A 25,131-nucleotide genomic window follows, 5' to 3' on the forward strand; every position below is an offset into this window, starting at 1 on the left:
ATCTACTTTCTAAAATCCTATGCACTCATCTCCGAATGATGCTTCGCATCAGGGCAATTCTGCGCCTTTAAAACGCGCTATGAGTACTCGACATCTTGTTATGATTTCACTTGGCGGTGCAATCGGAACAGGCCTATTTTTAGGGTCGGGTGAAGTCATTGCACAAACGGGGCCAGTAGGTGCCATTATTGCTTATTTCCTAGGTGGTATTATCGCATATATGGTAATGCTATGCTTAGGAGAGCTTGCCGTACACATGCCTGAATCAGGTTCTTTTGGCGCTTATGCAAAACGCTATATTGGACCAGGCACAGGCTATACCATCACATGGTTATATTGGCTAACATGGTCAGTAACCCTTGGAACTGAATTTACCGCTGCTGCACTTTTAATGCAGGAATGGTTCCCTGACAGTTCAATGTGGATGTGGACACTTATTTTTGGTGTTTTCGTGTTTACTCTCAACATGATTTCAACCAAATGGTTTGCTGAATCTGAATTTTGGCTAGCTCTAATTAAAGTTATTACCGTTGTTGCTTTTATTCTTTTAGGTTTACTCGCAATTTTTGGTCTACTTGATTATCGCGGTTTTGAATCAGCTCCTCTTTTCACAAACTTAACCGCTCAAGGCTTTTTCCCTGAAGGTCTATTCCCTATTTTCACAACAATGCTTATTGTTAACTTTGCCTTTTCAGGTACAGAGTTAATTGGTGTTGCTGCAGGTGAAACTAAAGACCCTGCGAAAAATGTGCCTAAAGCAATTAATACTGCTATTTTCCGCCTATTAATTTTCTTTGTAGGTACAATTATTGTTGTAACCTCACTACTACCTCATCAAGAAGCGGGTTTAAATGCGGAAGGTGTAAGTAGCAGTCCATTCGTAACAGTATTCCAGCACATTGGTATTCCTTATGCAGAAGATATTATTCGTTTCGTAATTATTACGGCACTATTATCTGCTGCGAACTCTGGTTTATTTGCTGCATCTCGTATGATGTGGTCACTTTCATATAAAAAACAGCTTCCTGCTGTATTTTCAAAAGTGAATAAACGAGGTATTCCATATGTGGCTGTTATTGTGACCATGATTGGTGGTTTACCAGGTTTGCTTTCTGAACAATTTGCGCCTGAAACAATTTTCACCAATTTACTTGGTATTGCAGCATTTACAATGGTAGTCGTTTGGATGAGCATTTGCTTAAGCCAATTCAATTTCCGACGTGAATGGTATAAATCAGGACGCACAAAAGAAGAATTAGGCTTTGCTGCCCCATTTTTCCCAATAGTGCCAATTTTAGGTTTTATATTCTGCTTTATTACCTGTGTAAGTATGGTCTTTGATCCATCATTGCAAATCAGTTTCTTTGGCTGTTTAGCATTTATCGGTCTTTGTTACGTAAGTTACTATACGCTTTACCACAATAAGTCTGAATAACAATGAAAAAGAGCAACTTCAGTTGCTCTTTTTTTATGATACTAAAAATAATATTAAAAACTTTTTAAAGCTTAAATTTCTTTCTCTTTTCAATTTTTAGCCTTTTTTGTATATTTAAACTCAATAATGTCGATAAATTATCCATTCGATTACATTACACATTTATTTTATAGAAAAGCGTTTGACACCCTACTCATTTCACCCTAATATACGCCCACCTCTGAAACGTCCCTATCGTCTAGAGGCCTAGGACATCGCCCTTTCACGGCGGTAACCGGGGTTCGAATCCCCGTAGGGACGCCAATTTTCAGAAGTACATTTTATTAAGTCCCTATCGTCTAGAGGCCTAGGACATCGCCCTTTCACGGCGGTAACCGGGGTTCGAATCCCCGTAGGGACGCCATTACTTAAAGTACAAAGTAACGGTTTTAAAATTTATCTTCTGTACTGTCCCTATCGTCTAGAGGCCTAGGACATCGCCCTTTCACGGCGGTAACCGGGGTTCGAATCCCCGTAGGGACGCCACATTCAAGATGGAAACATCTTATAAAAAAGCCCAAGCATTTAAGACTTGGGCTTTTTTTTGCCTATATTTTTATTTACATGGCATGCACTATTTTTGAATAATAAATAAAACAGAGATTTATCATTATGCACATTCAATTATTTCATTTACCCAACTCTAGATCTCAACGAATAATATGGTTATTAGAAGAACTTAAATTAGAATATGAAATTACCCTGTGTACTACACACGTAAATGATTTAGGATTCGAACAACTCAAAAAATTAGATATAACAGCAAAATTTCCAACTGTTCAAATTACAAATCAACAAGAAAAATTTATTTTGAAAGAATCCACAGCAATTATGGAATATTTAATTTTTTATTCACAAAACACGAATAACAACATGCAACTGCATAATCACAATCATCATTATTACTATTGGAAAAATTTCTCTGAAGCGACATTACTACCTGATTTAGTTTTAAAGCAAGTATTTCATCAAATTATGATTCAATCGCCTTTCTTATTCAGACTTGTTCCTAAAATAATAAAATATGCTTTTGATCAAGCTTATTTGAATCCCGTACTCAAACAACATATACAAGCGATTGATCTTCATTTAGCAAAACATCACTGGTTTGCAGGAGATCAATTCACCATCGCAGATATATTACTGTGGTTTCCTGTTCTTACTTATGTCACTACCTTAGAGTCTTGTAATAGTTTCCCTCATATTGAGGCTTATCTTGAAAACATTAATCAACGTCCTGCTTTTCAAAGAAGCCTAAAAAAAGGTCAATGGTCTCAAAAGGTGTTTAATGATTATTGGAAATCATCTTGGTGATTATTTAATACTGACTTGCAGCAATTAACTCACGTGTATATTCAGTTTTAGGCTGACTAAATAATTGTTCTGTTTCTTGAAACTCCATCACTTGAGCATGATGTAAAACAAGCACTTTCTGACATAATGCACGCACAACTTTTAAATCATGGCTAATAAAGATATAGCTCATACCTTCTTCACGCTGTAAGCGTCGTAGAAGCTCCACTACGGCTTTTTGAGTGGTTCTATCTAATGCAGATGTAGGCTCATCCAAAATAAGCAATTTAGGCCTTAAAACCAAAGCTCGCGCCAATGCAATACGCTGTCTTTGCCCACCAGATAGCTCATGCGGATAACGGGACTTAAAAGAAACAGGTAATTCAACTTTTTCTAAAGCCTGATCAACACGCTGTAAAATGTCTGTAGCGGACATTTTTTTTAGATATAACCCTTCAGATATAATTTGCTCTACATTTAAACGTGGATTTAAACTACTGAAAGGATCTTGAAAAACGATCTGAAAATATTCACGCAAAGGGCGTAATTGTTTTTCTTTAAGTACATTTAAATCATGTCCAAGTAGATGTATTTGCCCTTCACTTTCAATTAGGCGAGCCACTGCCAAGGCTAATGAACTTTTACCTGAACCACTTTCCCCAACTACTCCAATCGACTCACCTTGTAAAACCGTTAAATCCAAAGCCTCTACAGCAGTTACATAATCTTTCACACGATTAAGTAAGCCTTGTTTAATAGGAAACTTGACCTCCAAACGGTTTAACAGCAGTAACTCATTCTGTGCTTCAATTTTTAGAGCTTGACCAAAATCTTGTTCGAGTAGTGTCTGGGTATACCATGTTTGTGGAAAGTTAAATATTTGTTCTACCGAGTTTTGCTCTTCTACTTGACCTTGATTCATCACCACAACATCATCAGCATATCGATGTACTAGATTTAAATCATGACTTATTAAAATCATCGCCATATTGCGTGATTGTTGCAACGATTTTAGTAAATTTAAAATCTGGGCTTGTAAACTAACATCTAAAGCAGTCGTGGGCTCATCGGCAATTAAAATTTCAGGATCTTGAGCCAATGCCATCGCAATCATGACACGTTGCCTTTGACCACCTGAAAGCTCATGTGGGTAGCGTTTTAGCTTTTCTATAGGCTTAGGTATACCAACATCGTCTAATAGCGCTAAAACACGTGATTTAACCTGTTCTTTACCTAATCCATTCAGAAGCAGAGTTTCACCAATGATCTTTTCCACTGTGTGTAATGGATTCAAGGCAGTCATCGGTTCTTGAAAAATCATCGCAATTTTTTTGCCACGAATATTTCTAAATTGCGTATCCGATAACTCTAAAAGATTCTGCTTTTCAAAAATGACCTTTCCAGAAACATCTAAACTTGAAGATAACAATCCTAAAAGAGCTAAACTACTAATCGACTTGCCTGAACCGCTTTCCCCCACTATGGCTAAAGTTTTTCCTGCATGAAGCTTAAAGTTCAGATCTTCAACTAAAATGTACTCTTGACGTTGAATCTTTAAATGTTCAACTTGTAACAAGCATGGAGAATTATTGACGTCTTGGATCAAATGCATCGCGAGTCGCCTCTCCAATATAAATTAAAAGTGATAACACAATAGCCAGGGTAAAAAAGCCCGAAAGTGCAAGCCAAGGTGCTGTTAAATTATTTTTACCTTGTAGTAATAACTCGCCCAAAGATGCTGTTCCTGGTGGCAAACCATAACCTAGAAAATCCAATGCAGTTAAAGCCGTAATATTTGCAGTGAGCATAAGCGGTAATTGAGACAAACTTGAGCTCATAGCATTGGGTAAAATATGTCTAAACATAATCGTTCGATCATTTACCCCTAAGCTTCGTGCAGAACGTACATAATCAAAATTTCGGGCACGTAAAAACTCTGCCCGAACCAGTCCTACTAAAGCAGTCCATCCAAATAGCAACATAATGACAAAGAGCCAATAAATACTTGGGCTAAACATACTGACTAAAATCATCACCATGAATAACATAGGTAAACCGCCCCACACTTCTAAAATGCGCTGACCAATTAAATCGATCCATCCACCGTAATAGCCTTGAATTGCCCCCACAATAATACCCAAAATTGCAGAAGCAAAGGTCAAAGCAAAACCAAATAATAGCGACACTCTTAAACCATACAAAATACGGGCAAGTACATCACGACCTTGGTCATCTGTTCCGAGCCAATTTTGTGCTGAAGGTGGCGACGGCACAGGTACTGCCAAATCTAAATTCGGTGACTGATAAGAAAACTTAATAATGGGCCATATAGCCCAGCCGTTTTCAGCAATTAACTCTTTTACTACAGGATCTTTATATTCTGTCTCTGTCTCAAATATCCCACCAAATGTAGTTTCAGGATAATCTTTAAATACAGGGAAATAATAGGATTCATCATATTTCACAAGTAATGGCTTATCATTTGCGATAAATTCTGCACAAAGTGAAAAGAAGAAAATCACTAAGAACATTATAAGGCAGCTAAAACCTAACTTATTGGCTTTAAATTTAGCAATACGTTCACGCATTAAAGGAGACATTAACGATCTCCTCTAGATTCAAAATTAATTCTCGGATCAATCACTTGATAAAGTACATCACTCAACAAGCGCAACAATAATCCTAATAAGGTAAATAAAAACAGCGTACCAAAAATAACAGGATAATCTCGCTGAACAATTGCCTCAAATCCCAACAAACCCAAACCATCTAGATTGAAAATAATTTCAATAAATAGGTTCCCCACAAAAAAGATACCAATGAGTGCTTCAGGTAAGCCTGCAATAACAATAAGCATAGCATTGCGAAATACATGCCCATACAACACACGGCGTTCAGTTAATCCTTTCGAACGAGCAGCGAGTACATATTGCTTACTTAACTCTTCCATAAAAGAATATTTCGTTAAGTAAGTTAAGCCTGCAAAACCACCAATCACCATTGCCAATAAAGGCAAAGTCATATGCCAAAAATAATCAGTAATTTTTTCAAAGAAACCCAATTGTTGAAAGTTTTCAGACACCAAACCTTGCAAAGGAAACCATTGCAAATATGTTCCACCTGCAAAAAATACAATAAGCAATAAAGCAAAAGCAAAAGCAGGAATGGCATAACCAATTGCCAACAACATAGAAGTCGATTTATCGAATAGCATCCCGTGTTGTTTGGCTTTTTTAATACCTAAAGGAATGGAAATTAAATAAATGAGCAAAGTGCTCCACAAGCCCAAGGACAACGATACTGGTAGCTTTTCCCACAACAGTTGAGTGACAGGTTTATCTTTAAAAAAACTCGTGCCAAAATCAAACTGCATATAACTTTTTAACATCATCCAAAAGCGCTCAGGTGCAGGCTTATCGAAACCATATTGTGCTTCGATTTTTTTCACCATTTCATCGCTTAGCCCTTTTGTTCCTTGATATGTACTCGACTGTGAAGCAGTTTCACCTGTAGATGTATTTCCCATACCTTGAAATGACTCTGCTTTTTGAATAGCTTGCTCAACAGGGCCACCAGGTGCAATTTGAATAACTACAAAATTAATCAATAAAATAAAAAAAAGCGTCGGAATAATCAGTAACAGTCGTTTTAAAATATAGCTACCCATATATGCTCCCCAATTCGACTTTTACTGCTTACGCAAATACTGTGTCACTTTCTTGGCTTTTTCAGGATTACTCCACCAATAATCGACACCTATATTTAATTTTGGTTTTATTTTAGGTTGTTCGTACATATTCCAATATGCCAACCAATTTTCACCTTTACCATAAGTCAAAATTTGATAATAACCTGAACGTAATAAGCGATCTAAAACTTTGGTGCGAATAATCAATTGCTCTCGATTTGGCGCATTAATCACAAGTTGAATCGCTTCATCAATCACAGGATTTCTAATACCAGCATAATTATAGTTTCCAGTCTCATTGGCGGCTTTACTCCCCCAAAATTGTGCTTGTTCATTGCCTGGATTTAATGACTGCGGCATAGCATTTGTAGTCATATCAAAGTCAAAACGACGCATACGCTCAATATATTGAGGCACATCAATTTGTCGAACATTCACAGTAATTCCCAAGCGTTTTAAGTTACGCACATAAGGCATCAATGTCCGTTGTAAACTATCTTGGAATATTAAAAACTCAAATTGGATCGGCTGACCTGAATGGTCTAATAGCACCCCATTTTTATAGCGATAACCTGCTTTTAAAAGTAATTCACGTGCTTTTAATAAATTATTTCGATTAAAGCCACTTGCATCGGAAACGGGAGCTTTCCAAACATTCAAAACACCCTGCTTTTGAATTGGATCCAATTTTGCAAGCATTGGTTTTAAGATATTCATTTCCGCAGGTGATGGCACACCCTTCGCTTCAAGCTCACTGTTAGAAAAATAGCTCGGTAAACGCTTATATTGCCCATAAAACAAAGCTTTGTTTTGCCATTCAAAATCATAGGCGTAACTTAATGCTTGGCGAAAACGTATATCATTAAATGGTTTTTTTCGCGTATTAAATACAAAACTCTGCGTGGTAATGGGGTTTTGATGCTTAAATGCTTTTTGTATCACCATACCTGCTTTTACCGCAGGAAATTGATAACCAGTTACCCATTTACGTGCCATGTATTCTTCATGATATGTGTATTGCCCCGATTTAAATCCCTCAAATGCCACATCTAAATTGCGGTAATAGACATATTTAATATGGTCAAAATTATATCGACCTTTATTTACAGCAATATCTTTTGCCCAATAGTTCGGATTCCGCTTATAACGAATACTTCGCCCTGCATCAATATGATCAATAATATAAGGCCCTGAACCCAAAATAGGTTGCATCGTGAGCTTCGTAAAATCTCGTTTCTGCCAATCTTTTTTAGAGTAAATAGGAAGCGATGCCAAAATTAGAGGCATTTCTGAATTACTTGCAGATTTAAAGGTCATCTTCACTTGATGTTTCGACAACACTTCTGTTTGTGCCAAATCTGCAATATACATTTGCAAACCGGGGTTCGACTTTGCTTGATAAGTATCAAAAGTAAATTTCACATCTACAGCTGTAAGCGGACTACCATCACTAAATTTTGCTTTAGGGTTTAAATGATAAATCACATATTGAGTCTGCTTAGGATCAAAAGTCACTTTTTCCGCAAGTAATGGATACATCACTCCCGGCTCATCCATTGAACTTTTCATCAATGAATCGAAAACATAATCGATTCCCTCTACAGCGCTCCCCTTACCATTCATAGCATTTAAGTTATCGAAGGTTTCTTTCCCCGAGAGGCTAATATACCCCCCTTTAGGTGCATGAGGATTTGCATAAGGCATTGCCGATAAGCCTGCATATTTTGGCTGATTATGTATGGCAATATAAGAAGTGGTCTGCAATGCAGACCACCCATATTGAGTCAAAATCATCAGACTCGTAGCAAAACATAAATGTTTTAGCCAATGTTGTGCCATATAGGTGGACTTCCTTTACATATTTGGAACTTTAATCACCTGTCCAATACGAAGTGCAGCACTTGGTTGCATATCATTCATTTCAGCCAGCGTTTTTGTATCCGTACTATAACGATTTGCAAGCCCAATTAAAGTATCACCACGTTTTACCGTATAAGACACTACTAATTTAGGAATATTAATTGACTGTCCTACACGCAACCCTGCTTTTGGACTTAAATCATTTAAAGCTGCAAGCTCAGAAACACTCATCCCCACACGATTTGCAATCGCATTTAAAGACTCACCTGACTTCACTGTATATTTTTCGGTGTTCTTAGATGATGCTGAGTTTTTCTTAGCTGACTCTGCACTTGACGTATCGACTTTCGATATTGCACGCTCACCGTCAAGCTTTAAGCGTTGACCAACACGTAAACCAGCATTTGCACTTAAGTCATTAAAATCGGCTAATTCAGCAATTTGTAAATCAAACTTACGTGCAACACTACTTAAGGTATCACCTGATTGAACCACATAGGTTTCAGGCTTCTTCGAAGATGCAGTTTCAACTTTACTTGATGCTTTCGTTGTTGACTTCGGCTCATCACCTGTCAATTTCAACTTTTGACCAACACGTAAATTGGTATTACGGTTAATACCATTCACATTAGCAATATAATCAATTTCTAAATCATACTTATTTGAAATTGCAGATAAAGAATCCCCTGATTGCACGGTATAAGTATCAGGAACATTGCTACCCGCTGGAACTTTTAATGTTTGCCCTGCTTGTAAGCCTTTATTTAGCGCAATGCTATTTAAACTTGCCAACTCAGCAAGACTAATTTTGGACTGCGAAGCAATACTATACAAAGTATCACCACGCTGAACGGTATAATTCTCAACTTTATAGCTTGGCGTAGATGTTGCAGATTCACCCTTAGCATTTGTTGATTTATCATCTGCTTTATCATTAGAAGCAACTTCATTGATTGGGACATTAATTTTTTGTCCTACCATTAAGTTACTGCTCGATGTTAAACCCGTCGTTAAATCTGCTAATTCCTGATTCGACAATGCATAACGATCTGCAATCAGTTTTAAATACTCACCACGTTTAACAGTATATGTTTTTGTCTTAATTTTTGCTGTTGCACGTTTAGCACCATCATCTTTTAAAGATAATTTTTGCCCAACACGCAAGTTACTTGTAGTCGTTAAATCATTAAAATCTGCAAGTTGTTTTACGCTTAAACCAAACTGAGCAGCGACTGAAGTTAAAGAATCATTGGCTTGAACCGTATAGACCTCTGGTTGTTTCGGTTTCGCTTCTTCAACAGGTTTAGCATCGTACAAATAAATAGTTGTACCCGCATATAAAGTTGCGTTTGGATCAATTTGGTTCCATTTTGCAACATCACGCCAATTCACACCATTTTTTAATGCAATTGTCGCTAATGTGTCACCCGAAATCACATTATATGTGCTGCGTTTACCTTTAGGTGCTACAACAACAACTTCAGAATCCGTTTTAATATAATTTTTACCAGCATTACGTTTTGCATCTTCTGAATCTGGTTTTGTATTATCCGCTACTGCTTTTGGATATGAGAAACCTTTCGTTAACTCTTTCCCTTCTTGCTCTGCAACAGATAAACTCGTCTGAATTGCTGTTAACTTAATTTTTCCATCATACGGATCTACAATTTCTGTTCCCGCAGGTGCAAGACGTTTAAGTTCCGCGATCACTTGATCTTGCTCAGCTTGCGATGCAACAGGTTTAAGAACATCATCTATTTTTTGAGTCGATTCTTCAGCTTTTAATGCTGCTGTAATTTTTTCACGCTCAGCTGCTGAAATTGGTGGCTCAAGATTCACTTGCTTTACATTCACTGCAGGTGTAACAGCAACAGGAATACGTGGTGCACTTGGAATATCTGCATTATTAGCAAATGATGCCAAGGCATTTGATCCTCTTGGTGTAACCGCTAAAGGCGTTGAAACTTTGCTACTTGCTGTTAATACTGGTGCTGTTGCCACAGGCGTTGCAACTTTTGCCACCGAAGTTTTAGATGCAACTGAAGTTTGTAAAGCTGGTGGGGTTGGCTTAGTAGGAGAAACAGTAGTAGATGTATTCTTATTTGACGATGCTAACCATGTACTTGAAGATGAACTCGTGCCACTTAGTTTTTTTAATTTCGCATCGACTGATGGACTCACGTCCGCTGGAATTAAAATACGCATTGGGCTTTCACTATCAATACGCTCACCACGATGCCCTGGATTCAGTGCATATAGCTCTGCTCTACTTAATCCTGTTAATGCAGAGATATCATTTAAATTTGCAGTACCTACACTCACTTCTCTAAAGTGTGGACGGTTTGCAATTGGCGGTAAACTCACACCATATTTATGTGGATTTTTAACAATTTGTGCCACAGCCATAAAACGAGGCACGTAATACATTGTTTCTTGTGGTAATTTCAATGACCAATAATCTGTAGGTAAGCCTGCAGCTTTGTTACGATTAATAGCTTGCTGAACACGTCCAGGGCCTGCATTGTAAGCGGCTAAAGCAAGCTCCCATGAACCAAACTGATTATATAAACCACTTAAAAATTCGTATGCTGCACGTGTAGATTCAACAACATCACGTCGACCATCATACATACTTGTTTGTTTTAAACCATAAATACGACCCGTGCTTGGAATAAACTGCCACAAGCCTGCTGCAGCTGCACTACTTGTTGCTGCTGGATCATATGAACTTTCAATAATCGGAAGTAAAGCAAGCTCTGTAGGAATCCCACGACGTTCAGCTTCTTTGACTGTGTGATATAAATAACGTGAAGCACGTGCGCTCAAGCGATCAATATACGGCTGACGCGACATAAACCAACTACGCTGTGCATCGATTCGTGGATTCCATTGGTCTGTATCCATTTTATAACCAACGCTCATGCGCTTCCAAACATCACCATGTTTTAAAATAAGTAAGCGGTCACCTTCTACTGCACGCATATCTGTTGCAGATAACAAATCTTCTAATGAATCTAAACTATTTGCATCTAAATAACCGCCACCTAATTGTTTTGACTTAGATGACCCACTTGCACTTTGAGAGGATGCACATCCTGTCATTAATCCTAAAGCAACAAGTGCAGATCCAACTGCTGTAATTTTAAATATTGATGGTACTGTCGGTTGCCACATGAGTGTGGTTGGTTTATACATAAGAAATCCAAACATCGTATAAATTATTTTTAATATAGACATTGTAGTGAAGCATCTCTGCGACACAAGGCTATAATTTAATGCTATTTATGCATAAATGTTACAAGAAATTAAAAAATTAAGATTTAAAAGACTTAATCGGTCAATTTGCGATATACAATAGCACTGTTTTTGTTTCACTCAAATTTTTTGGAAATGACTTATGTCTCAATCAATCACACTTTATGTAGATGGTGCATGTCGTGGCAATCCTGGCTTAGGTGGTTGGGGAGCATATATTATTGATGGTCAAGAAGAGCGTAAAATTTGTGGTGGCGAAGACCATACAACAAACAACCGTATGGAATTAACTGCTGCCATCGAAGGTATTCTTGCATGCCCTTCTGATGCTAAATTAATTATTTGGACAGATTCTAATTATGTCAAACAAGGCATTACAGAGTGGATTCACGGTTGGAAAAAAAAGAACTGGAAAGACGTAAAAAACCCCGATCTTTGGAAAAAACTCGATGCAACCTGTCAGGGTCGTGAAATTGAGTGGAATTGGATTAAAGGTCACGCTGGTCATGCAGGAAATGAAATGGCAGATCAACTTGCAAACCAAGGTGCAGATGAAACTGCAAAAAAGTTAAATACCCCAGATTCAGATAAAAAAAAAGCTGAAAATGACTGGCTTCTAGATGACCCTTTTGGCTTTGATTTAGCCGAAGATGAAATTGATGAGTCTGAAGAACTTCTTGAAGAACCAAATCTTGTAGTTGAGGCAGAGGCTATAGATGAGTCAAATGAAGTCTTTATAGAAAATAAAGTCAACTCGAAAACTCATCCACAAATTGTCATTACACCTGCAACATTAGAAGCTCAGGGTCCTCGCCAACTTATTCTAGATACAGAAACAACTGGTTTCTATTTCCAAGATACCGACCGTATTATTGAAGTAGGCGCAATTGAAATGATTAACCGTAAACTTACGGGAAGTTCAATTCACATCTACATCAACCCAGAAAAAGAAGTCGGTGAATCTGAGAATATTCACGGTATTTCTGATGAATTTTTAAAAGATAAACCTAAGTATGCCGAAATTGCGGATGTCTTATACGACTATCTAAAAGGTGCAGAAATTATTGCCCATAACGCAACATTCGATATGAACTTCTTAAATATGGAGTTCGAACGTGTTGGTTTAGGTAAGCTTTCTGATGTCTGTGAAGTCACAGATACTTTGGCAATGGCAAAGAATAAACATCCAGGTCAAAAAAACTCCCTCGATGCTTTAGTTCGTCGTTATGAAATTCCAGCACGTGATCGTACTTTCCACGGTGCCTTACTCGATGCTGAAATTCTGTCTGATGTCTATTTAGCAATGACTGGTGGGCAGGTATCTTTTGATATTGATGCTCTTTCTAGTACAGAGGTTCTAGATGGTGAATCTGCTCGCCGTGAAGTCGAAATTCAACTTTCTGCCATATTACCATCTGAAGATGAACTAGCAGCACATGAGAATTGGGTCAAAGAATATGAGAAAAAACATGGCGAGCCTTGCCTTTTTGCAAAATAATATTTAAACGGATGTTTGTTTTTTTATTTAAAACTTGAATACTTAAGTTATAGTAAGTAATAAATATTTTGCTCATTTTGAGCATCCGAAATACAGCTATAACTTAGGATAGGTGCAGATAGATGTCTTACCAAACCTCAATACACTTTGACCCAACTGCATTACTTATAATTAAAAATGAAGTGGACAACTATATTTCACAAGTTGAAACTGCAGTAAGCACTTTAGTGGAAGATGAAACTTTACCTTTTGGTATTGATGATGCTTTATTACAGCTAGAACAATGTGCTCAAGTATTAAACCTCATTGGCATGAACAATCTTGCAAAAACAGCGAAATACTCTGCTGAATTAATGCGTAAGATTATGGCAAATCCAAGCGCAATTAACACTCAAGAAATTGTTGCCTTAAGTGAAGGCACAAACATGTTGAAGCGCTATATTGAATTTATCTGCCTACGTGAAGTTAAAATTCCACAATTTTTACTGAGCACATTAAACCGTTTAGAAATTGCTTTAGGCAAAACAGTCACTCAAGAAGGTTATCAAGTTGATAAATTCCTAGGTGACATTACACCTGATTTTGAGTTGCCTCAGGCACCTTCTCTAGAGAAATCTCAATACGTACATCGCCTATACAAATTTGCTTTAAATAGACTACTTAAACGAGAAGAAACTCTTTTAGATTTACAAGCAATTAAAATAGTGGGTGCTTATTTAGCAAATCTTTCTCAAGAGCTTCCAAGTAAACAATATTGGAGTTTGGTTCATTACGTTTTCGAAAATATTGATCAACTCATTATTAACGAACCACGTCTACGTACCTTCATTGAAATAGAAACTAATATTCGTCAATTCTTTGACACTCCTGAACGGTTTAAAGCAAATTTAAGTCATTTATCTAATATTTTAAGTTTAGCGATTAGCCAAGAAAATGCGACATCACAGCACATTCGTGATCAACTAAATATTGGCGACCAACTTTTAACAGACTTACAACTTCAAGTCTTTAGTCGTCATTTATATGGTCCAGACTACGATACTATTCATACGATTACTCAATTAGTATCTACTGAAATGGCGCAGTTACGTATTGATATTGAATATAACTATCAATCAATGAGCCCTGAAAAAACATTGGAGTTGCAAACTAAAATTCAAGACATTGCAAATATCTTCCATGTCTTAAATCTTGATGATGCGTACACATCTTTAAGCATTCAAGCAAAAGAATTAAAGAATTCAGAGCTGTTAAAAGATGAAAGTTTTGCTCAAAAACTGATGAATGAGCTGCTTTCTGCAATGAATGCCATTGGTATTTTGGAGCGTCATCACACTTCTAGCCGTTTACAGCTTCGTGTAAACAACAAAAATATTGCGCTTGATCGTTTGGATGATGCACATGCAACATTACTCAATGAAGCAAAATTAACAATTGATTTAATCACCTTATGCTTAGAACAGCATCTTAAAGATCAAGAATTAGAACCTCTTGCTATTATTCCTGCAAAATTGGAAGAAGTTGCAGGTGCTCTTCTGTTCTTAAATGTTGTGACAGGTCAAACAGCTTTAAAAAATGCTGCTCATTTTGTTGCAGCACAAATTAATGCTCAAAAGCCACTTTCTCCAGAAGATACGCACTCAATTTTTGATACCTTAGCAAGTGCTGACATACTTATCGAAAATTTAAAAAACAAACAACCTGTTTTACAGTCAATGTTTGATGTAGCATTAGCAAGTAGCGAAAAACTTAAATCTGTAGCCTAATGACTCAATTATCACTTGCATATATTTTCCATCAACAACAACTTCTTGTAGATGAAAATTTTCAACTCCCTAAAGTTGAAAAGCTTGCAAGTGATTTAAGTTTTAGCACGGGTGATCAAGTGATTGCCCGTGACCTTCAAGACAATGAAGCTATTCCAAATGGCTTACAACTTGTTCCAATTCGTCAACTCCTTCAGTTTTGGAATACTCAACAATTCGAGCAAGCCAGTCGAGCAATTCAACTTTTAGAGTGGCGTCGAAATCATAAATTTTGTAGTCATTGTGGTGAAAAAACCGAAGTCCACTCGACTGAATTCGCAATGATTTGCCCTGCTTGTCGTTACCATCAATACCCGCGCGTTCAACCTTGTGTAATTACAGTCATTACACGTGGAGAAAATGAAATTTTGCTTGCCAAAAATGCAAAAAACAAAAGCAACATGTATGGTTTAATTGCAGGATTTGTTGAAGTGGGTGAAACTCTTGAAGATGCAGTTCGTCGTGAAACTGAAGAAGAAGTCGGCTTAAAACTTAAAAATATCCAATATTTAGCAAGCCAACCTTGGCCATTTCCAAGCAATTTAATGATTGCCTTTAAAGCAGAATATGCAGATGGCAATCTGCTCTTACAAGAAGAAGAAATTAGCGATGCTCAATTTTTTAAATTTGATGCACTGCCTGAAATTCCATTTAAAGGTAGTATTGCACATGCCATGATTATGCATGTAACTCAAGGTTTAAAAGTTGCTGATGACACCAAAGACTGGCTTTAAACCCCTCTTCATTCGAGCTTTAAGATTCAATTAAAGCTCGATCCAACACCTTCATAATTTCAGATTTCGTTTTATAAAAACGACTAAAAATACTAGAAACAGATCCCATTAAAGTAACATGACCTGTTTTGGGAATAATCACCATTTCACTATGATTACCCAACTCTTTGAGTCTCTGATCAAAATCAGTTGCATTACTTAAATGTACAATTGTGTCATTTTCGGCAATAAATAAATAATGCTGAATATCATTCGACTCTACAAAATAATATGGCATCACATTTTGATAAGGCTCTTCCTGATCAAAGGCATCTGCACATAATGGATCACCCTTATAATCGAAATGATATGGCCCAGCCAATCCAACCAAAGCCTTGATATTCATTTTGCAACGAATATCATAAGTTTGTGGATGATAAACAGCTGACATAACATTAAATGCGCCTGCTGAATGCCCCATCAATACAACACTTTGTGTTGAAATATTTAACTTTTCTTGATGTAAATCCAAATAATTTAACGCAAGACTTAAATCATCAATATAAATAGGGAAAATATGTTGTGGTGCTAAATTATAATTAATAATAACAACATCAAAGCCTTCTTTTGCAAAAGCCTCTCCTACAAAGCGATAATCTTTTTTATCCCCATGCGACCACGCACCACCATGAACAAATACAAGAAGTGGTCTATTTTTTCTAGGTGATGCAGTTTGATATAAATCTAAGCGATGACGAGCTGCTAAACCATAAGCAATATTTTCACGTATTGAATAACCTTTTTTAGGCGTAAGCCGATTTAGAGCATAGCTACCAACATCATAAATTCGAAACTCTTCATAGATATATTTCAAATTTGTTGTTTGTACTTTTAGCTTTTTTAGCAAAGGTTCAACATTATTGAGCATTTGGATCAATCGCAACAGGTGTTTGTACTGCAGGTTGAATTAACATATTAGCATTTGAGGAAGCTTTGTCTGTAGTATCAATGAGTGTCACAATTTTCGTTACATTCCCCACTTGTTGAAGCACTTGATTTAAATCCGTTGCTTCAGCCGTACTCAAACGCCCCATAACATAAAGAACACCATCTTCGGTATGAATACGTACTTTACTGTCAGATACCACCGGTGCTTTCATAATTAGCCCACGTGTGTTTGCAGTAACCGTTGTATCTTGCATAATTGTTGAATAACCAATTTGATTACCCACCGTAATATAGTTATGCACAGTTTTTACATCACTCATTGCTCGAACATTATCTTCAGCAAGTTGTTTTAAGTTCTGATCTGGCACCTGCCCCGTTAAAAGAACATTGCTATGAAAACTTTCAATATTCACACGAGATTGTTTAAAGCGAGAATCAAGTTTATATAAATTAATTTTTGCAGTACGCTCAATTGAATTATCAATAAAGACTTGTCCTAGTGATCTTGCGCCACTTTCAGTGCCTACAGGTGCTGTACCTGTACCACCAGAAATAAAACTTGCACAGCCAGATAAGCTTGCAACACAGAGCATGGTTATTGCAATACGATTCAACACTCGGCAAGACTCCTTATTCAATATTCTATCTTTATTTAGTATTCAAACATTTAACAATGTCTTAACTTGTGTTCAAAGATTAATAAACTCTGAATCAAAAGTAAAAGCATTTTCTATCCAATTCAGATCATACGTGAAATGTGAAAAGTCATGCTGTACAGTTTTTGCAAATTGTTGTTTAAAATCAAAACAAATTACATCAAATCTACAATACAAGTCACTCATTTCAGGATATTTATCTAAGTATACAAGTGCTGTTTTTATAATTTTCATTTGTTTAGCGATAGACACAACTTCTGAAGACTGACCATATTGTGTTTTTGAACGAGCCTTCACTTCAACAAATATCAAGTCTTGAGCATTCCTAATGATTAAATCGATTTCTCCAAATCTAGAATGATAATTTTGATGAAGAATTTGAAACCCTTGATCTATTAAGAATAAAGCAGCCTGACGCTCTGCCCAATCACCTAATTTTGATTTATCTTTATTTATATTTTTCATTTTATTGATGTTGTTTTTAAATGTTTATGATTCAAGCAATAAAGAAGAAGATCTGGTTTGCTTCGCCATTGATACTCTAATTTCGGGTAGAATAGCGGATTCTTCGTTACGATGATACACAATTATCGCGACATCAGCACACCCATTGGAGATTGAATATGAGTGCTCAGTTATACGTTGTAGCCACACCAATTGGGCATTTAGATGACATTACTTATCGTGCTATTGAAGTTCTAAAATCGGTAAAGCTTATTGCAGCCGAAGACACACGTACATCTGCTAAATTACTTAAACACTTTGGTATTAACACGCCATTAACCGCATGCCATGACCACAATGAAAGTGAAAAAGTAAATCACCTTGTTGATCGTTTATTAGCGGGTGAAAATATGGCGCTCATTAGTGATGCAGGTACACCGCTCATTAGTGACCCTGGTTTTAAATTTGTTCGTGCGGCTCAAGCCAAAGGCATTCAAGTTATTCCTGTACCTGGCGCATGTGCTGCTATTGCTGCTTTAAGTGCCGTAGGCTTACCAAGCGATCGTTTCAGTTTTGAAGGTTTCTTACCCTCTAAACAATCTCAGCGTTTACTTCATCTAAATCGATTAAAAGATGAAACTCAAACCATGATCATTTATGAAGCGCCTCACCGTATTTTAGAATGTGTGAAAGATATGGCTGATGTTTTTGGTGCAGATCGCCCTGTTGGTTTTGCTCGTGAAATTACCAAAACATTTGAAACCATCAAAAAAATGACTTTAGGTGAATTGGTTGAGTTTATTTCAAGTGATTCAAACCAACAAAAAGGTGAAATTGTTTTAGTTATTGGTGGTGCAAGTGAAGAAAAAGATATGGAGCAAGAGAAGCTTGATCAACTCCTAACTCGCTTACTACAAGATTTATCTGTAAAGGCTGCATCCCAACTTGCTGCAGATTTAACAGGCATTAAGAAGAAAGTTGCTTACCAACGTGCTTTAGAACTTACAAACAAAGTCGAATAATTTTTGGCAAAGCTAAAAAAACCCATGAACTTTAATTTCATGGGTTTTTTTATTTAATCTTTTGCAGACTCATCTGGTGGAACTTCTGTAATTTTCCCACCACGTGCAAGAAATGCAGCAACTTCATCTTCCAAAGACTGACGCTGTTTTAACTTCGCTGTAATAGTCAATGTTTCCGCTTCAGTTACATCTGTATCTGTTGCTTTTTCATCTCCATCTGTTGCACCTTTTTCGGCAGCATCAGCTTCATCATCATCGACAGCAGAGTCTTCTACATCATCATAATCATTCATATCAGTCATTTTCATATCCCCACATTTCGTGCATTCAACAACCAAATTTATTGGTGATGATTTACGAAGAAATTTAGCAATCTCTTCGCATTTCGCATAGAGTCAAATATCGGAAAATGGTCTATTTTTTGATCAAATTGGTAATTTTTTATTAACAACCGATTAAAAAATAGCTAATTAATATTAGACACTGTAACGCGTGTTCTTAAGTAACTGTAAACCATTGGCCTGTGCCATAAATGCATCTTTTAAGGCAACTTGATTCTCAACTTGTTTTAAGCCGAAATTACGAGCCCAAACAATTGGAGAAAATGTTGTTGTTTCCAACCACCCAATAGCAGACATGCTATGCATCATTGCATCATTTTGACCTTTACGTAGATGTTCGTAACGCTTCAGTGTTTGTTCATGCGCCCAAACACCACGTTGATGATCATGTAAAAGTACATCACATAGCACCGCTGCATCTAAACAACCAATGTTTACACCCTGACCTGCAAGCGGATGAATCACATGAGCAGCATCACCAATAATTGCTAAACCATCTTTTACATATCGCTTAGCGGCACGAGCTTTCAGTGGAAATTTAGCGCGTGGTGTTGCTTCTAAAACTTCACCCAACATGTGATGGCTTTCGCGCGTTAATAACGCTTTAAAATCATCATCATTTAATGCTGAATATTCATCTGCATAATCGTCTGGTAATGTCCAAACAATCGACTGCCAATAACCATCTTGTTCGACGTTTAAACTTGCCATTGGCAAAAATGCCAAAGGACCCGTTTCTAAGAAAATTTGTCGAGCAACATGTTGATGTGGCTTCGCTGTGCGAATAGCACATGTCACGCCTGCTTGTTTGTAATCTAAAATATCTAAATCAATAAATGCTTGATCACGTACAAATGAGTTTGCACCATCGGCACCAATTAACAATTTGGTTTTTAGCGTTGTACCATCTGCAAGTTCGACATGCCAAACACCCACACCCTGCTCAATACGTGCAACTTTTACTTGCGTTCTGTAATCAGTCACTTGCTCTAGCATTTTTTGCTGAATGGCTAAATTCAAAATACTTGGTTCAACCATTGAACCTAAAGCATGATCTATACTTGGCGTATTCTCAGATTGTTCGCCAAAATTAATTTCACCATAACCATTTTTATTCCACACTTGCATACCACTGTATGGCATTTGACGTGCAAGTTGATCCCATACACCTGCGGTTTTAAGCAAATGAATAGTCGCTTGGCTTAAAGCTAAAACACGTGGATTTGCGACAGCTAACGTTTTTTCAGCATCTAAAATGGGTGCTGCATCTAAAACAGTGGCTTGCACACCACCTTTAGCAAGAAGTAATGCAGTTAAACCACCAACTAAACCACCACCAATAATAACAACATCTAAAACTTTGTCTGTTTGGCTCATGCTTTTAACCCCATTGCATAGTTTGCAACTAACGGCTTAATGCCTGGAATAAGGTCAAATGCAAGTAATCCTGTATTACGAATAAGCTTTAAGAATGGGTTTTGATTACTAAAACCACGTACAACCGAATCACAGAATTTAATCACACGTTGCTGATCGGTTAAACGTGACTTTTCATAATCTAAGAGCATAGACGGCTCACCAAGATCTTCCGATTTAGCCAATTGCTCTGTTAAATAACGCACCAATACATAAGCATCACGCATGCAAAGATTAAAACCTTGTCCTGCAACAGGATGAATGGTGTGAGCAGCATTACCCATTAACACAACACGCCCTACTGCCTGCTTCTCTGCTAAAACTTGAGATAATGGGAAACAGAAACGCTTACCTGTTTTTTCAAATTTACCTGCACGGTCGCCATAAGTTTCTTGCAAAGCATCTAGGAAGTGTTGATCATTTTCATCGCCCAACCACTCACCTTCTGTGCCTTTTTTCACTGGCCAAACCACTGAACGGCGATATTCTCCAGGTAAAGGTAGTAATGCTAAAGGTCCTAAATGACTAAAACGCTCGAAGCCTACATGATCATGAGGTTTTGATGTTTGAACAGTGGTTACAATCGCAACTTGGTCATAATCATGCACAGATGCTCCGACACCTAAAGCTTTACGGCAAAATGAATCTCGACCATCGGCAGCAATGACTAGTTTCGCTGTAAGTGATAATTTTTCGCCCGAACGCTCTGCCTCTATATGTGCTTCATCTTCATTTTGAGTTAATGATGTTACTTGTACACCATCAATAAGTTCAATCAGTGGCTCTTTTTGGACTTCTGTAAGTAACACACGACCAAGCCATGCATTTTCAATCACTTGCCCAAAGCTTTCTACTTTTTCTTGTTCTGCTTTTAAACGCGCCTTACCAAAACTGCCTTGTTCTGTAATGTGAACTTGTAAAATAGGTGTTGCATGTTCTTGTAAAGATTCCCATAAACCCAGTTCTTGATAAATTTGTACACTACGGCGTGAGAGAGCGCTGTTTCGTGCATCAAAACTTGAGTGATATGGGGCAAGATTTGCATCTTCATAATTTGGATATTTAATGGCTTCAAGCAGTTTTACTGCAATGTTTTGTTTCGCCAACATGAGGGATAAACTTAGCCCCACCATACCACCACCAACAATAATGATTTCTTGTTGCATGCTTGTACCCTTCTTATGCAGTTTTCGAGGTTTTGGCTCGAAAGACCTAAAATCTTTAATGGATTTTATATTACCTGAAAGCAGTTTTTATTTACATCATAAAGCCATAATCTATTACAGACTTTTAAGCTTAATTAAGATTTACCCACTCTTGATAACACCTCACTTATTGTTGGCATCGTTGGACCATTTTCTTTAGCCAATAAGCCCGTTTCACTTCTGCTAAATAATGACTGTAAAACAATGTCTCTTGAAGATTTATCAATTTCACTATCATGTGTTAATGATAAATATAAATAAGTCAGTTGCTCCCTTTCCTGAGCATCTCTCATTAAATGAAAAGAACTAAATGTCATTCGTGATAAGACCCTCATAAGATATGCAAACATTGCAACCAAAGAGGCAAACATTAATACACCTTGAACCGATGTAATTTGTAGTGGCATTGATTTACCACTAAACCAAAGCGTTAATAAAATTGCGAATACAAAAATGCCTAGTATTGTGAACAAAACAAGTGCTCTTGCCCAATTCGTACCATGTTTTTCATAACGTACAGCTGCTTTATTCCAATAAGTTGCTGGTCCTTCAAGCTTTAATTTTTCTTTATATACAGCTTCTAACTCCTCAATTTTTGCTTGGTATGCTGTATGCATTTTCTAATTCCGAAACCTTTGTATTCCAGTTTGATAAGTTTGTATCAAATACATTATTTTGTTGCTTTAATTTCCTTTCCCCTAATTTTTGTTGAACCCTATACAATTTCTTAGATGCATTTTTTGTGTTTTCCTCCCAAATATTAAAATCATTTTTAAATACTTCTACTTCTCCAAATAGTTCATCTTGTGAATTCTGAAAATGTTCTCTAATTTTTGATAACGATTTCTTTTCACTATTTCTTCTTTTAACTAAGTCAATATCAGCATTTTGATATTCATAAGCTTTGAGATACCCCTTAAAGTAATCCTGATTACCAACATTACCTGTATTTTTACTCAAAATATATTCTAAAAATGCATTAGCGATCGTTAAATTTTCTTTTTTGATAATCGCTAAATAATGTTTTGTTATAGCTTGTTTACTATACGACCATTGCGAACCAGCCCAATTAAAATACTGCTCTATTCTCTGTAACTTTTCTTCTATTTCTTTTTCAAATAGATCTTTAGTGTTTAACATTCTTTCAAGTATATTGATAGGCTCACTCAGATTATTATAAAAATTTAGATATTGCTTATCACCTGAATCATATCGCTCAATATTAAATTCTTCCCAAAACTCATATTCCTGCTGTAGGAATTTCAATAAATTTCTAGCACTAGTAAATTCTTGTGACCAACCTGTTGCGTCACCAAACTCAAACTGAATTTTGTAATCCATAAATCCCCCAATTTATAAAAAGAATCTAAGTATATAAACACAAAAAGCCGATCATTATTAGATCGGCTTTTATTTAATTAAAACAATACTATTACGACATCAACGCTTCAATTTCTTCTACAGTCTTCACCACATTCTTAGTTAAAACGAGTGGACCATTTTTCGTAGCAACAACATCATCTTCAATACGAATGCCTATGCCACGCCATTTTCCATCAACAGTTTCATCATCAGGTGCAATATACAAACCTGGCTCAACAGTAACCACCATACCTTCTTCATAAGTACGCCAATCACCATCTAACTTATATGCACCTACATCATGTACATCCATACCTAGCCAATGTCCTGTGCCATGCATATAAAACTGACGATAACCTTCACTTGCAATAATTTGATCTAAATCACCTTTCATAATACCCAAATCAAGTAAACCCTGAACTAGAATTCTGACAGCAATAAAATGAGGCTCTTTATATGAATGACCAATACGTACAGCATCAATAGCTGCAATTTGCGACTCTAAAACAATATTATATAAAGCTTTCTGTTCACGACTAAACTTACCATTTACAGGAAAAGTACGAGTAATGTCAGATGCATAAAGTTGATATTCACATGCTGCATCTATCAGTACTAAGTCACCATCTTTTAGTTCTTGATCATTTTCTACATAATGCAAAATGCAGGCATTTTCACCACCACCCACAATGCTGTTATACGATGGTACACAGCCATTTTGACCAAATACATAATTGAGTTCAGCTTCTAACGCATATTCCATCATACCGGGTTTAACGGCTTGCATAGCACGTGTATGTGCTTCAGCACTAATATCAGATGCAATTTGCATAAGCTCAATTTCATCTGCCGATTTATGCAAACGCATTTCACCTACAATACGATCTAGTTGAATAATACGTGCAGGTGCATCTAAACCACCACGTTGTTGTTCTTCAGCTTTTTTCATCCATTGGGTTACACGCACATCGAAATCGGATTGATGCCCAATACGATAAAAAACTTTATCTTTATTAATTAACTTATCAATAATTTCTGAATCTAGCAGATCTATTGCAAAGGCTTCATCTGCTTCATATTCATCTATAGCACCATCAATACCTGCACGATAACCGTTCCAAATTTCCATTTCACGATTACGTTCACGACAGAATAAGCTATATGTATAACCTTCCTCTTCTGTGTCGAAGGTTTCAATGACCGCAACCGCTTCAGGTTCAGCAAAACCTGTTAAATAAAAGAAACTACTGTCTGCACGAAACTTATAATCGGCATCACGATTTCTCATAACAGCAGGACTCGTTGCAATAATGGCAATACTGCGTAATCCCATTTCGCCCGCTAAGATATCACGACGATCTTGAAAGTGTGCTTGTGTCAATTTCTTCATTTACAATAACTTCTTTTTAATTTTTGATATATTTTGTTGCAATTAAATTCATATTTAAATTTGTGGTAAAAATATGAAAAATCATGCAACAAAATACCTTAAAACATGTTGAATTAACTTGGACGATTTGGCGTAAACATTTCCACTACGTTCGTAGCATCTAATGTTTTTGTCTGTCCATTTTTAGTTGGAAAATGTTGTAACAATGGTGTTTCTTCAATGGCTACTTTTTTACGACCCATTGCTAAACTAACAGGAATTAAACGCACAAACTCATATAACTCTTGATAGCTTTCTTCACCTTCATCGTCATCATCTGAATCTTCAAACTCAACAGCAGCAACATCTTGAAGGTTTTCAATAAGTTCTTGCTCATCTGCACGAATATGTCCAGATGCTAAGCCAAAACCTAATACAACGCCTGCACACCAATCTGCTAAGGCTTGTACACGCTCAGATAATGCGTGTTCATCATCCGGTAACATAGGTAAATAGTCGAGTTCATCTTCAGATAAAGCATGTGCTACATCTTCACCTTCCGTTTCAAGAACTTCTAAAGCCTCTGGACTAAGCTCTGGAACTTCTAAAGTTTCAAGAATTTTAGTCCACTCTTCACGTGTCGGTGCCTGTGTAATACACACAATTCCTGTCAATAAACCATGTAATTCACTTGGGCTAGAAATCTCTTCAATACCCTTAAAATTAAGGTCCCAATCTGACCAACCTGAAATATCGTCTTGCATTCGTTTATCCAATCTCTA

General features: G+C 36.8%; 21 protein-coding genes and 3 tRNA genes. 9 read left to right on the forward strand and 15 right to left on the reverse strand.

Going from position 1 to position 25,131, the window contains the following annotated elements:
- Positions 1–19 precede the first annotated feature (19 nt).
- The 5 genes from AC5YDH_RS04325 to AC5YDH_RS04345 all read left to right on the forward strand — a co-directional run bounded on the left by AC5YDH_RS04325 (position 20) and on the right by AC5YDH_RS04345 (position 2,788).
- Positions 20–1,435 (forward strand): amino acid permease, encoded by a 1,416-nt coding sequence (locus tag AC5YDH_RS04325; RefSeq protein ID WP_496117089.1) that lies wholly within the window; start codon positions 20–22, stop codon positions 1,433–1,435.
- Between the two features lie 227 nt (positions 1,436–1,662).
- Positions 1,663–1,738, forward strand: a tRNA-Glu gene (locus tag AC5YDH_RS04330).
- A 24-nt stretch (positions 1,739–1,762) separates the two neighbouring features.
- Positions 1,763–1,838 (forward strand) — tRNA-Glu (locus tag AC5YDH_RS04335).
- 46 nt (positions 1,839–1,884) lie between these two features.
- Positions 1,885–1,960, forward strand: a tRNA-Glu gene (locus tag AC5YDH_RS04340).
- 126 nt (positions 1,961–2,086) lie between these two features.
- The gene (locus AC5YDH_RS04345) at positions 2,087–2,788 is read left to right on the forward strand and encodes a glutathione binding-like protein (RefSeq protein WP_496117091.1); all 702 of its coding nucleotides are present in this window, start codon (positions 2,087–2,089) and stop codon (positions 2,786–2,788) included.
- A 4-nt stretch (positions 2,789–2,792) separates the two neighbouring features.
- Here AC5YDH_RS04345 and AC5YDH_RS04350 read toward each other — a convergent pair whose 3' ends face one another.
- Genes AC5YDH_RS04350 through AC5YDH_RS04370 form a run of 5 tightly spaced genes read right to left on the reverse strand, consistent with a single transcriptional unit; the run spans position 2,793 to position 11,510 of the window.
- Complete coding sequence (locus tag AC5YDH_RS04350; protein WP_496117093.1) at positions 2,793–4,379, reverse strand: ABC transporter ATP-binding protein; 1,587 nt, start codon at positions 4,377–4,379, stop codon at positions 2,793–2,795.
- The gene (locus tag AC5YDH_RS04355) at positions 4,354–5,367 is read right to left on the reverse strand and encodes an ABC transporter permease (RefSeq protein WP_496117095.1); all 1,014 of its coding nucleotides are present in this window, start codon (positions 5,365–5,367) and stop codon (positions 4,354–4,356) included. Before AC5YDH_RS04355 ends, AC5YDH_RS04350 begins: the two co-directional genes overlap by 26 nt.
- Positions 5,367–6,434 (reverse strand): microcin C ABC transporter permease YejB, encoded by a 1,068-nt coding sequence (locus tag AC5YDH_RS04360; protein ID WP_496117097.1) that lies wholly within the window; start codon positions 6,432–6,434, stop codon positions 5,367–5,369. The genes AC5YDH_RS04355 and AC5YDH_RS04360 overlap by 1 nt, the downstream gene beginning before the upstream one ends.
- Before the next feature lie 21 nt (positions 6,435–6,455).
- Entirely contained in the window at positions 6,456–8,249 is a 1,794-nt protein-coding gene (locus AC5YDH_RS04365) for an extracellular solute-binding protein (protein WP_496117183.1), read from the reverse strand.
- Between the two features lie 60 nt (positions 8,250–8,309).
- Positions 8,310–11,510: a LysM peptidoglycan-binding domain-containing protein gene (locus tag AC5YDH_RS04370; RefSeq protein WP_496117099.1), complete on the reverse strand. Its 3,201-nt coding sequence runs from the start codon at positions 11,508–11,510 to the stop codon at positions 8,310–8,312.
- 202 nt (positions 11,511–11,712) lie between these two features.
- Between AC5YDH_RS04370 and dnaQ the strand changes: the two genes are divergently transcribed.
- From dnaQ to nudC, 3 genes are all read left to right on the forward strand, one after another.
- Positions 11,713–13,068: a DNA polymerase III subunit epsilon gene (dnaQ, locus tag AC5YDH_RS04375; RefSeq protein ID WP_496117101.1), complete on the forward strand. Its 1,356-nt coding sequence runs from the start codon at positions 11,713–11,715 to the stop codon at positions 13,066–13,068.
- A gap of 122 nt (positions 13,069–13,190) precedes the next feature.
- Positions 13,191–14,834, forward strand: coding sequence for a chemotaxis protein (locus tag AC5YDH_RS04380; RefSeq protein WP_496117103.1), 1,644 nt, complete (start codon positions 13,191–13,193; stop codon positions 14,832–14,834).
- Positions 14,834–15,607 (forward strand): NAD(+) diphosphatase, encoded by a 774-nt coding sequence (nudC, locus tag AC5YDH_RS04385; protein ID WP_496117105.1) that lies wholly within the window; start codon positions 14,834–14,836, stop codon positions 15,605–15,607. Before AC5YDH_RS04380 ends, nudC begins: the two co-directional genes overlap by 1 nt.
- 19 nt (positions 15,608–15,626) lie before the next feature.
- Here the strand turns inward: nudC and AC5YDH_RS04390 are convergent, their stop codons facing one another.
- The 3 genes from AC5YDH_RS04390 to AC5YDH_RS04400 all read right to left on the reverse strand — a co-directional run bounded on the left by AC5YDH_RS04390 (position 15,627) and on the right by AC5YDH_RS04400 (position 17,655).
- Positions 15,627–16,514 (reverse strand): alpha/beta hydrolase, encoded by an 888-nt coding sequence (locus tag AC5YDH_RS04390; protein ID WP_496117107.1) that lies wholly within the window; start codon positions 16,512–16,514, stop codon positions 15,627–15,629.
- A complete protein-coding gene (locus AC5YDH_RS04395) occupies positions 16,504–17,151 on the reverse strand; it encodes a BON domain-containing protein (protein WP_496117109.1) in 648 nt (215 codons plus the stop codon). Before AC5YDH_RS04395 ends, AC5YDH_RS04390 begins: the two co-directional genes overlap by 11 nt.
- Before the next feature lie 72 nt (positions 17,152–17,223).
- The gene (locus AC5YDH_RS04400) at positions 17,224–17,655 is read right to left on the reverse strand and encodes a YraN family protein (protein ID WP_496117111.1); all 432 of its coding nucleotides are present in this window, start codon (positions 17,653–17,655) and stop codon (positions 17,224–17,226) included.
- Positions 17,656–17,813: 158 nt separating this feature from the next.
- Here AC5YDH_RS04400 and rsmI point away from each other — a divergent pair, with 158 nt between their 5' ends.
- On the forward strand, positions 17,814–18,656 hold the full coding sequence (gene rsmI / locus AC5YDH_RS04405; protein ID WP_496117113.1) for a 16S rRNA (cytidine(1402)-2'-O)-methyltransferase: 843 nt from the start codon (positions 17,814–17,816) through the stop codon (positions 18,654–18,656).
- Positions 18,657–18,709: 53 nt separating this feature from the next.
- Here the strand turns inward: rsmI and AC5YDH_RS04410 are convergent, their stop codons facing one another.
- The 7 genes from AC5YDH_RS04410 to AC5YDH_RS04440 form a co-directional block, all read right to left on the reverse strand.
- Positions 18,710–18,958 carry a hypothetical protein gene (locus AC5YDH_RS04410; protein ID WP_496117115.1) on the reverse strand — a complete coding sequence of 83 codons (249 nt, stop codon included), beginning with the start codon at positions 18,956–18,958 and terminating at the stop codon, positions 18,710–18,712.
- Positions 18,959–19,132: 174 nt separating this feature from the next.
- On the reverse strand, positions 19,133–20,374 hold the full coding sequence (locus tag AC5YDH_RS04415; RefSeq protein WP_496117117.1) for an FAD-dependent monooxygenase: 1,242 nt from the start codon (positions 20,372–20,374) through the stop codon (positions 19,133–19,135).
- Complete coding sequence (ubiH, locus tag AC5YDH_RS04420; protein WP_496117119.1) at positions 20,371–21,579, reverse strand: 2-octaprenyl-6-methoxyphenyl hydroxylase; 1,209 nt, start codon at positions 21,577–21,579, stop codon at positions 20,371–20,373. The genes AC5YDH_RS04415 and ubiH overlap by 4 nt, the downstream gene beginning before the upstream one ends.
- A 134-nt stretch (positions 21,580–21,713) precedes the next feature.
- Complete coding sequence (locus AC5YDH_RS04425) at positions 21,714–22,235, reverse strand: DUF6161 domain-containing protein (RefSeq protein WP_496117121.1); 522 nt, start codon at positions 22,233–22,235, stop codon at positions 21,714–21,716.
- Positions 22,207–22,959, reverse strand: a complete 753-nt coding sequence (locus AC5YDH_RS04430) for a hypothetical protein (RefSeq protein ID WP_496117123.1) — start codon at positions 22,957–22,959, stop codon at positions 22,207–22,209. The genes AC5YDH_RS04425 and AC5YDH_RS04430 overlap by 29 nt, the downstream gene beginning before the upstream one ends.
- Before the next feature lie 91 nt (positions 22,960–23,050).
- Positions 23,051–24,370 carry a Xaa-Pro aminopeptidase gene (gene pepP / locus AC5YDH_RS04435; RefSeq protein WP_496117125.1) on the reverse strand — a complete coding sequence of 440 codons (1,320 nt, stop codon included), beginning with the start codon at positions 24,368–24,370 and terminating at the stop codon, positions 23,051–23,053.
- Positions 24,371–24,483: 113 nt separating this feature from the next.
- Positions 24,484–25,113, reverse strand: a complete 630-nt coding sequence (locus AC5YDH_RS04440) for a UPF0149 family protein (protein ID WP_496117126.1) — start codon at positions 25,111–25,113, stop codon at positions 24,484–24,486.
- Between the last annotated feature and the right edge of the window lie 18 nt (positions 25,114–25,131).

The sequence above is a fragment of the Acinetobacter sp. FY683 genome (assembly GCF_059515885.1).

What these genes read in the sequence shown, in the direction of transcription:
- AC5YDH_RS04410 (WP_496117115.1), bottom strand. Translation starts at nt 18,958, where the DNA reads ATGACTGATATGAATGATTATGATGATGTAGAAGACTCTGCTGTCGAT.
- AC5YDH_RS04360 (WP_496117097.1), bottom strand. Translation starts at nt 6,434, where the DNA reads ATGGGTAGCTATATTTTAAAACGACTGTTACTGATTATTCCGACGCTT.
- AC5YDH_RS04350 (WP_496117093.1), bottom strand. Translation starts at nt 4,379, where the DNA reads ATGCATTTGATCCAAGACGTCAATAATTCTCCATGCTTGTTACAAGTT.
- AC5YDH_RS04345 (WP_496117091.1), top strand. Translation starts at nt 2,087, where the DNA reads ATGCACATTCAATTATTTCATTTACCCAACTCTAGATCTCAACGAATA.
- nudC (WP_496117105.1), top strand. Translation starts at nt 14,834, where the DNA reads ATGACTCAATTATCACTTGCATATATTTTCCATCAACAACAACTTCTT.
- AC5YDH_RS04430 (WP_496117123.1), bottom strand. Translation starts at nt 22,959, where the DNA reads ATGGATTACAAAATTCAGTTTGAGTTTGGTGACGCAACAGGTTGGTCA.
- AC5YDH_RS04365 (WP_496117183.1), bottom strand. Translation starts at nt 8,249, where the DNA reads ATGATTTTGACTCAATATGGGTGGTCTGCATTGCAGACCACTTCTTAT.
- rsmI (WP_496117113.1), top strand. Translation starts at nt 17,814, where the DNA reads ATGAGTGCTCAGTTATACGTTGTAGCCACACCAATTGGGCATTTAGAT.
- AC5YDH_RS04380 (WP_496117103.1), top strand. Translation starts at nt 13,191, where the DNA reads ATGTCTTACCAAACCTCAATACACTTTGACCCAACTGCATTACTTATA.
- AC5YDH_RS04415 (WP_496117117.1), bottom strand. Translation starts at nt 20,374, where the DNA reads ATGAGCCAAACAGACAAAGTTTTAGATGTTGTTATTATTGGTGGTGGT.
- AC5YDH_RS04440 (WP_496117126.1), bottom strand. Translation starts at nt 25,113, where the DNA reads ATGCAAGACGATATTTCAGGTTGGTCAGATTGGGACCTTAATTTTAAG.
- ubiH (WP_496117119.1), bottom strand. Translation starts at nt 21,579, where the DNA reads ATGCAACAAGAAATCATTATTGTTGGTGGTGGTATGGTGGGGCTAAGT.
- dnaQ (WP_496117101.1), top strand. Translation starts at nt 11,713, where the DNA reads ATGTCTCAATCAATCACACTTTATGTAGATGGTGCATGTCGTGGCAAT.
- AC5YDH_RS04390 (WP_496117107.1), bottom strand. Translation starts at nt 16,514, where the DNA reads ATGCTCAATAATGTTGAACCTTTGCTAAAAAAGCTAAAAGTACAAACA.
- AC5YDH_RS04355 (WP_496117095.1), bottom strand. Translation starts at nt 5,367, where the DNA reads ATGTCTCCTTTAATGCGTGAACGTATTGCTAAATTTAAAGCCAATAAG.
- pepP (WP_496117125.1), bottom strand. Translation starts at nt 24,370, where the DNA reads ATGAAGAAATTGACACAAGCACACTTTCAAGATCGTCGTGATATCTTA.
- AC5YDH_RS04325 (WP_496117089.1), top strand. Translation starts at nt 20, where the DNA reads ATGCACTCATCTCCGAATGATGCTTCGCATCAGGGCAATTCTGCGCCT.
- AC5YDH_RS04370 (WP_496117099.1), bottom strand. Translation starts at nt 11,510, where the DNA reads ATGTATAAACCAACCACACTCATGTGGCAACCGACAGTACCATCAATA.
- AC5YDH_RS04425 (WP_496117121.1), bottom strand. Translation starts at nt 22,235, where the DNA reads ATGCATACAGCATACCAAGCAAAAATTGAGGAGTTAGAAGCTGTATAT.
- AC5YDH_RS04400 (WP_496117111.1), bottom strand. Translation starts at nt 17,655, where the DNA reads ATGAAAAATATAAATAAAGATAAATCAAAATTAGGTGATTGGGCAGAG.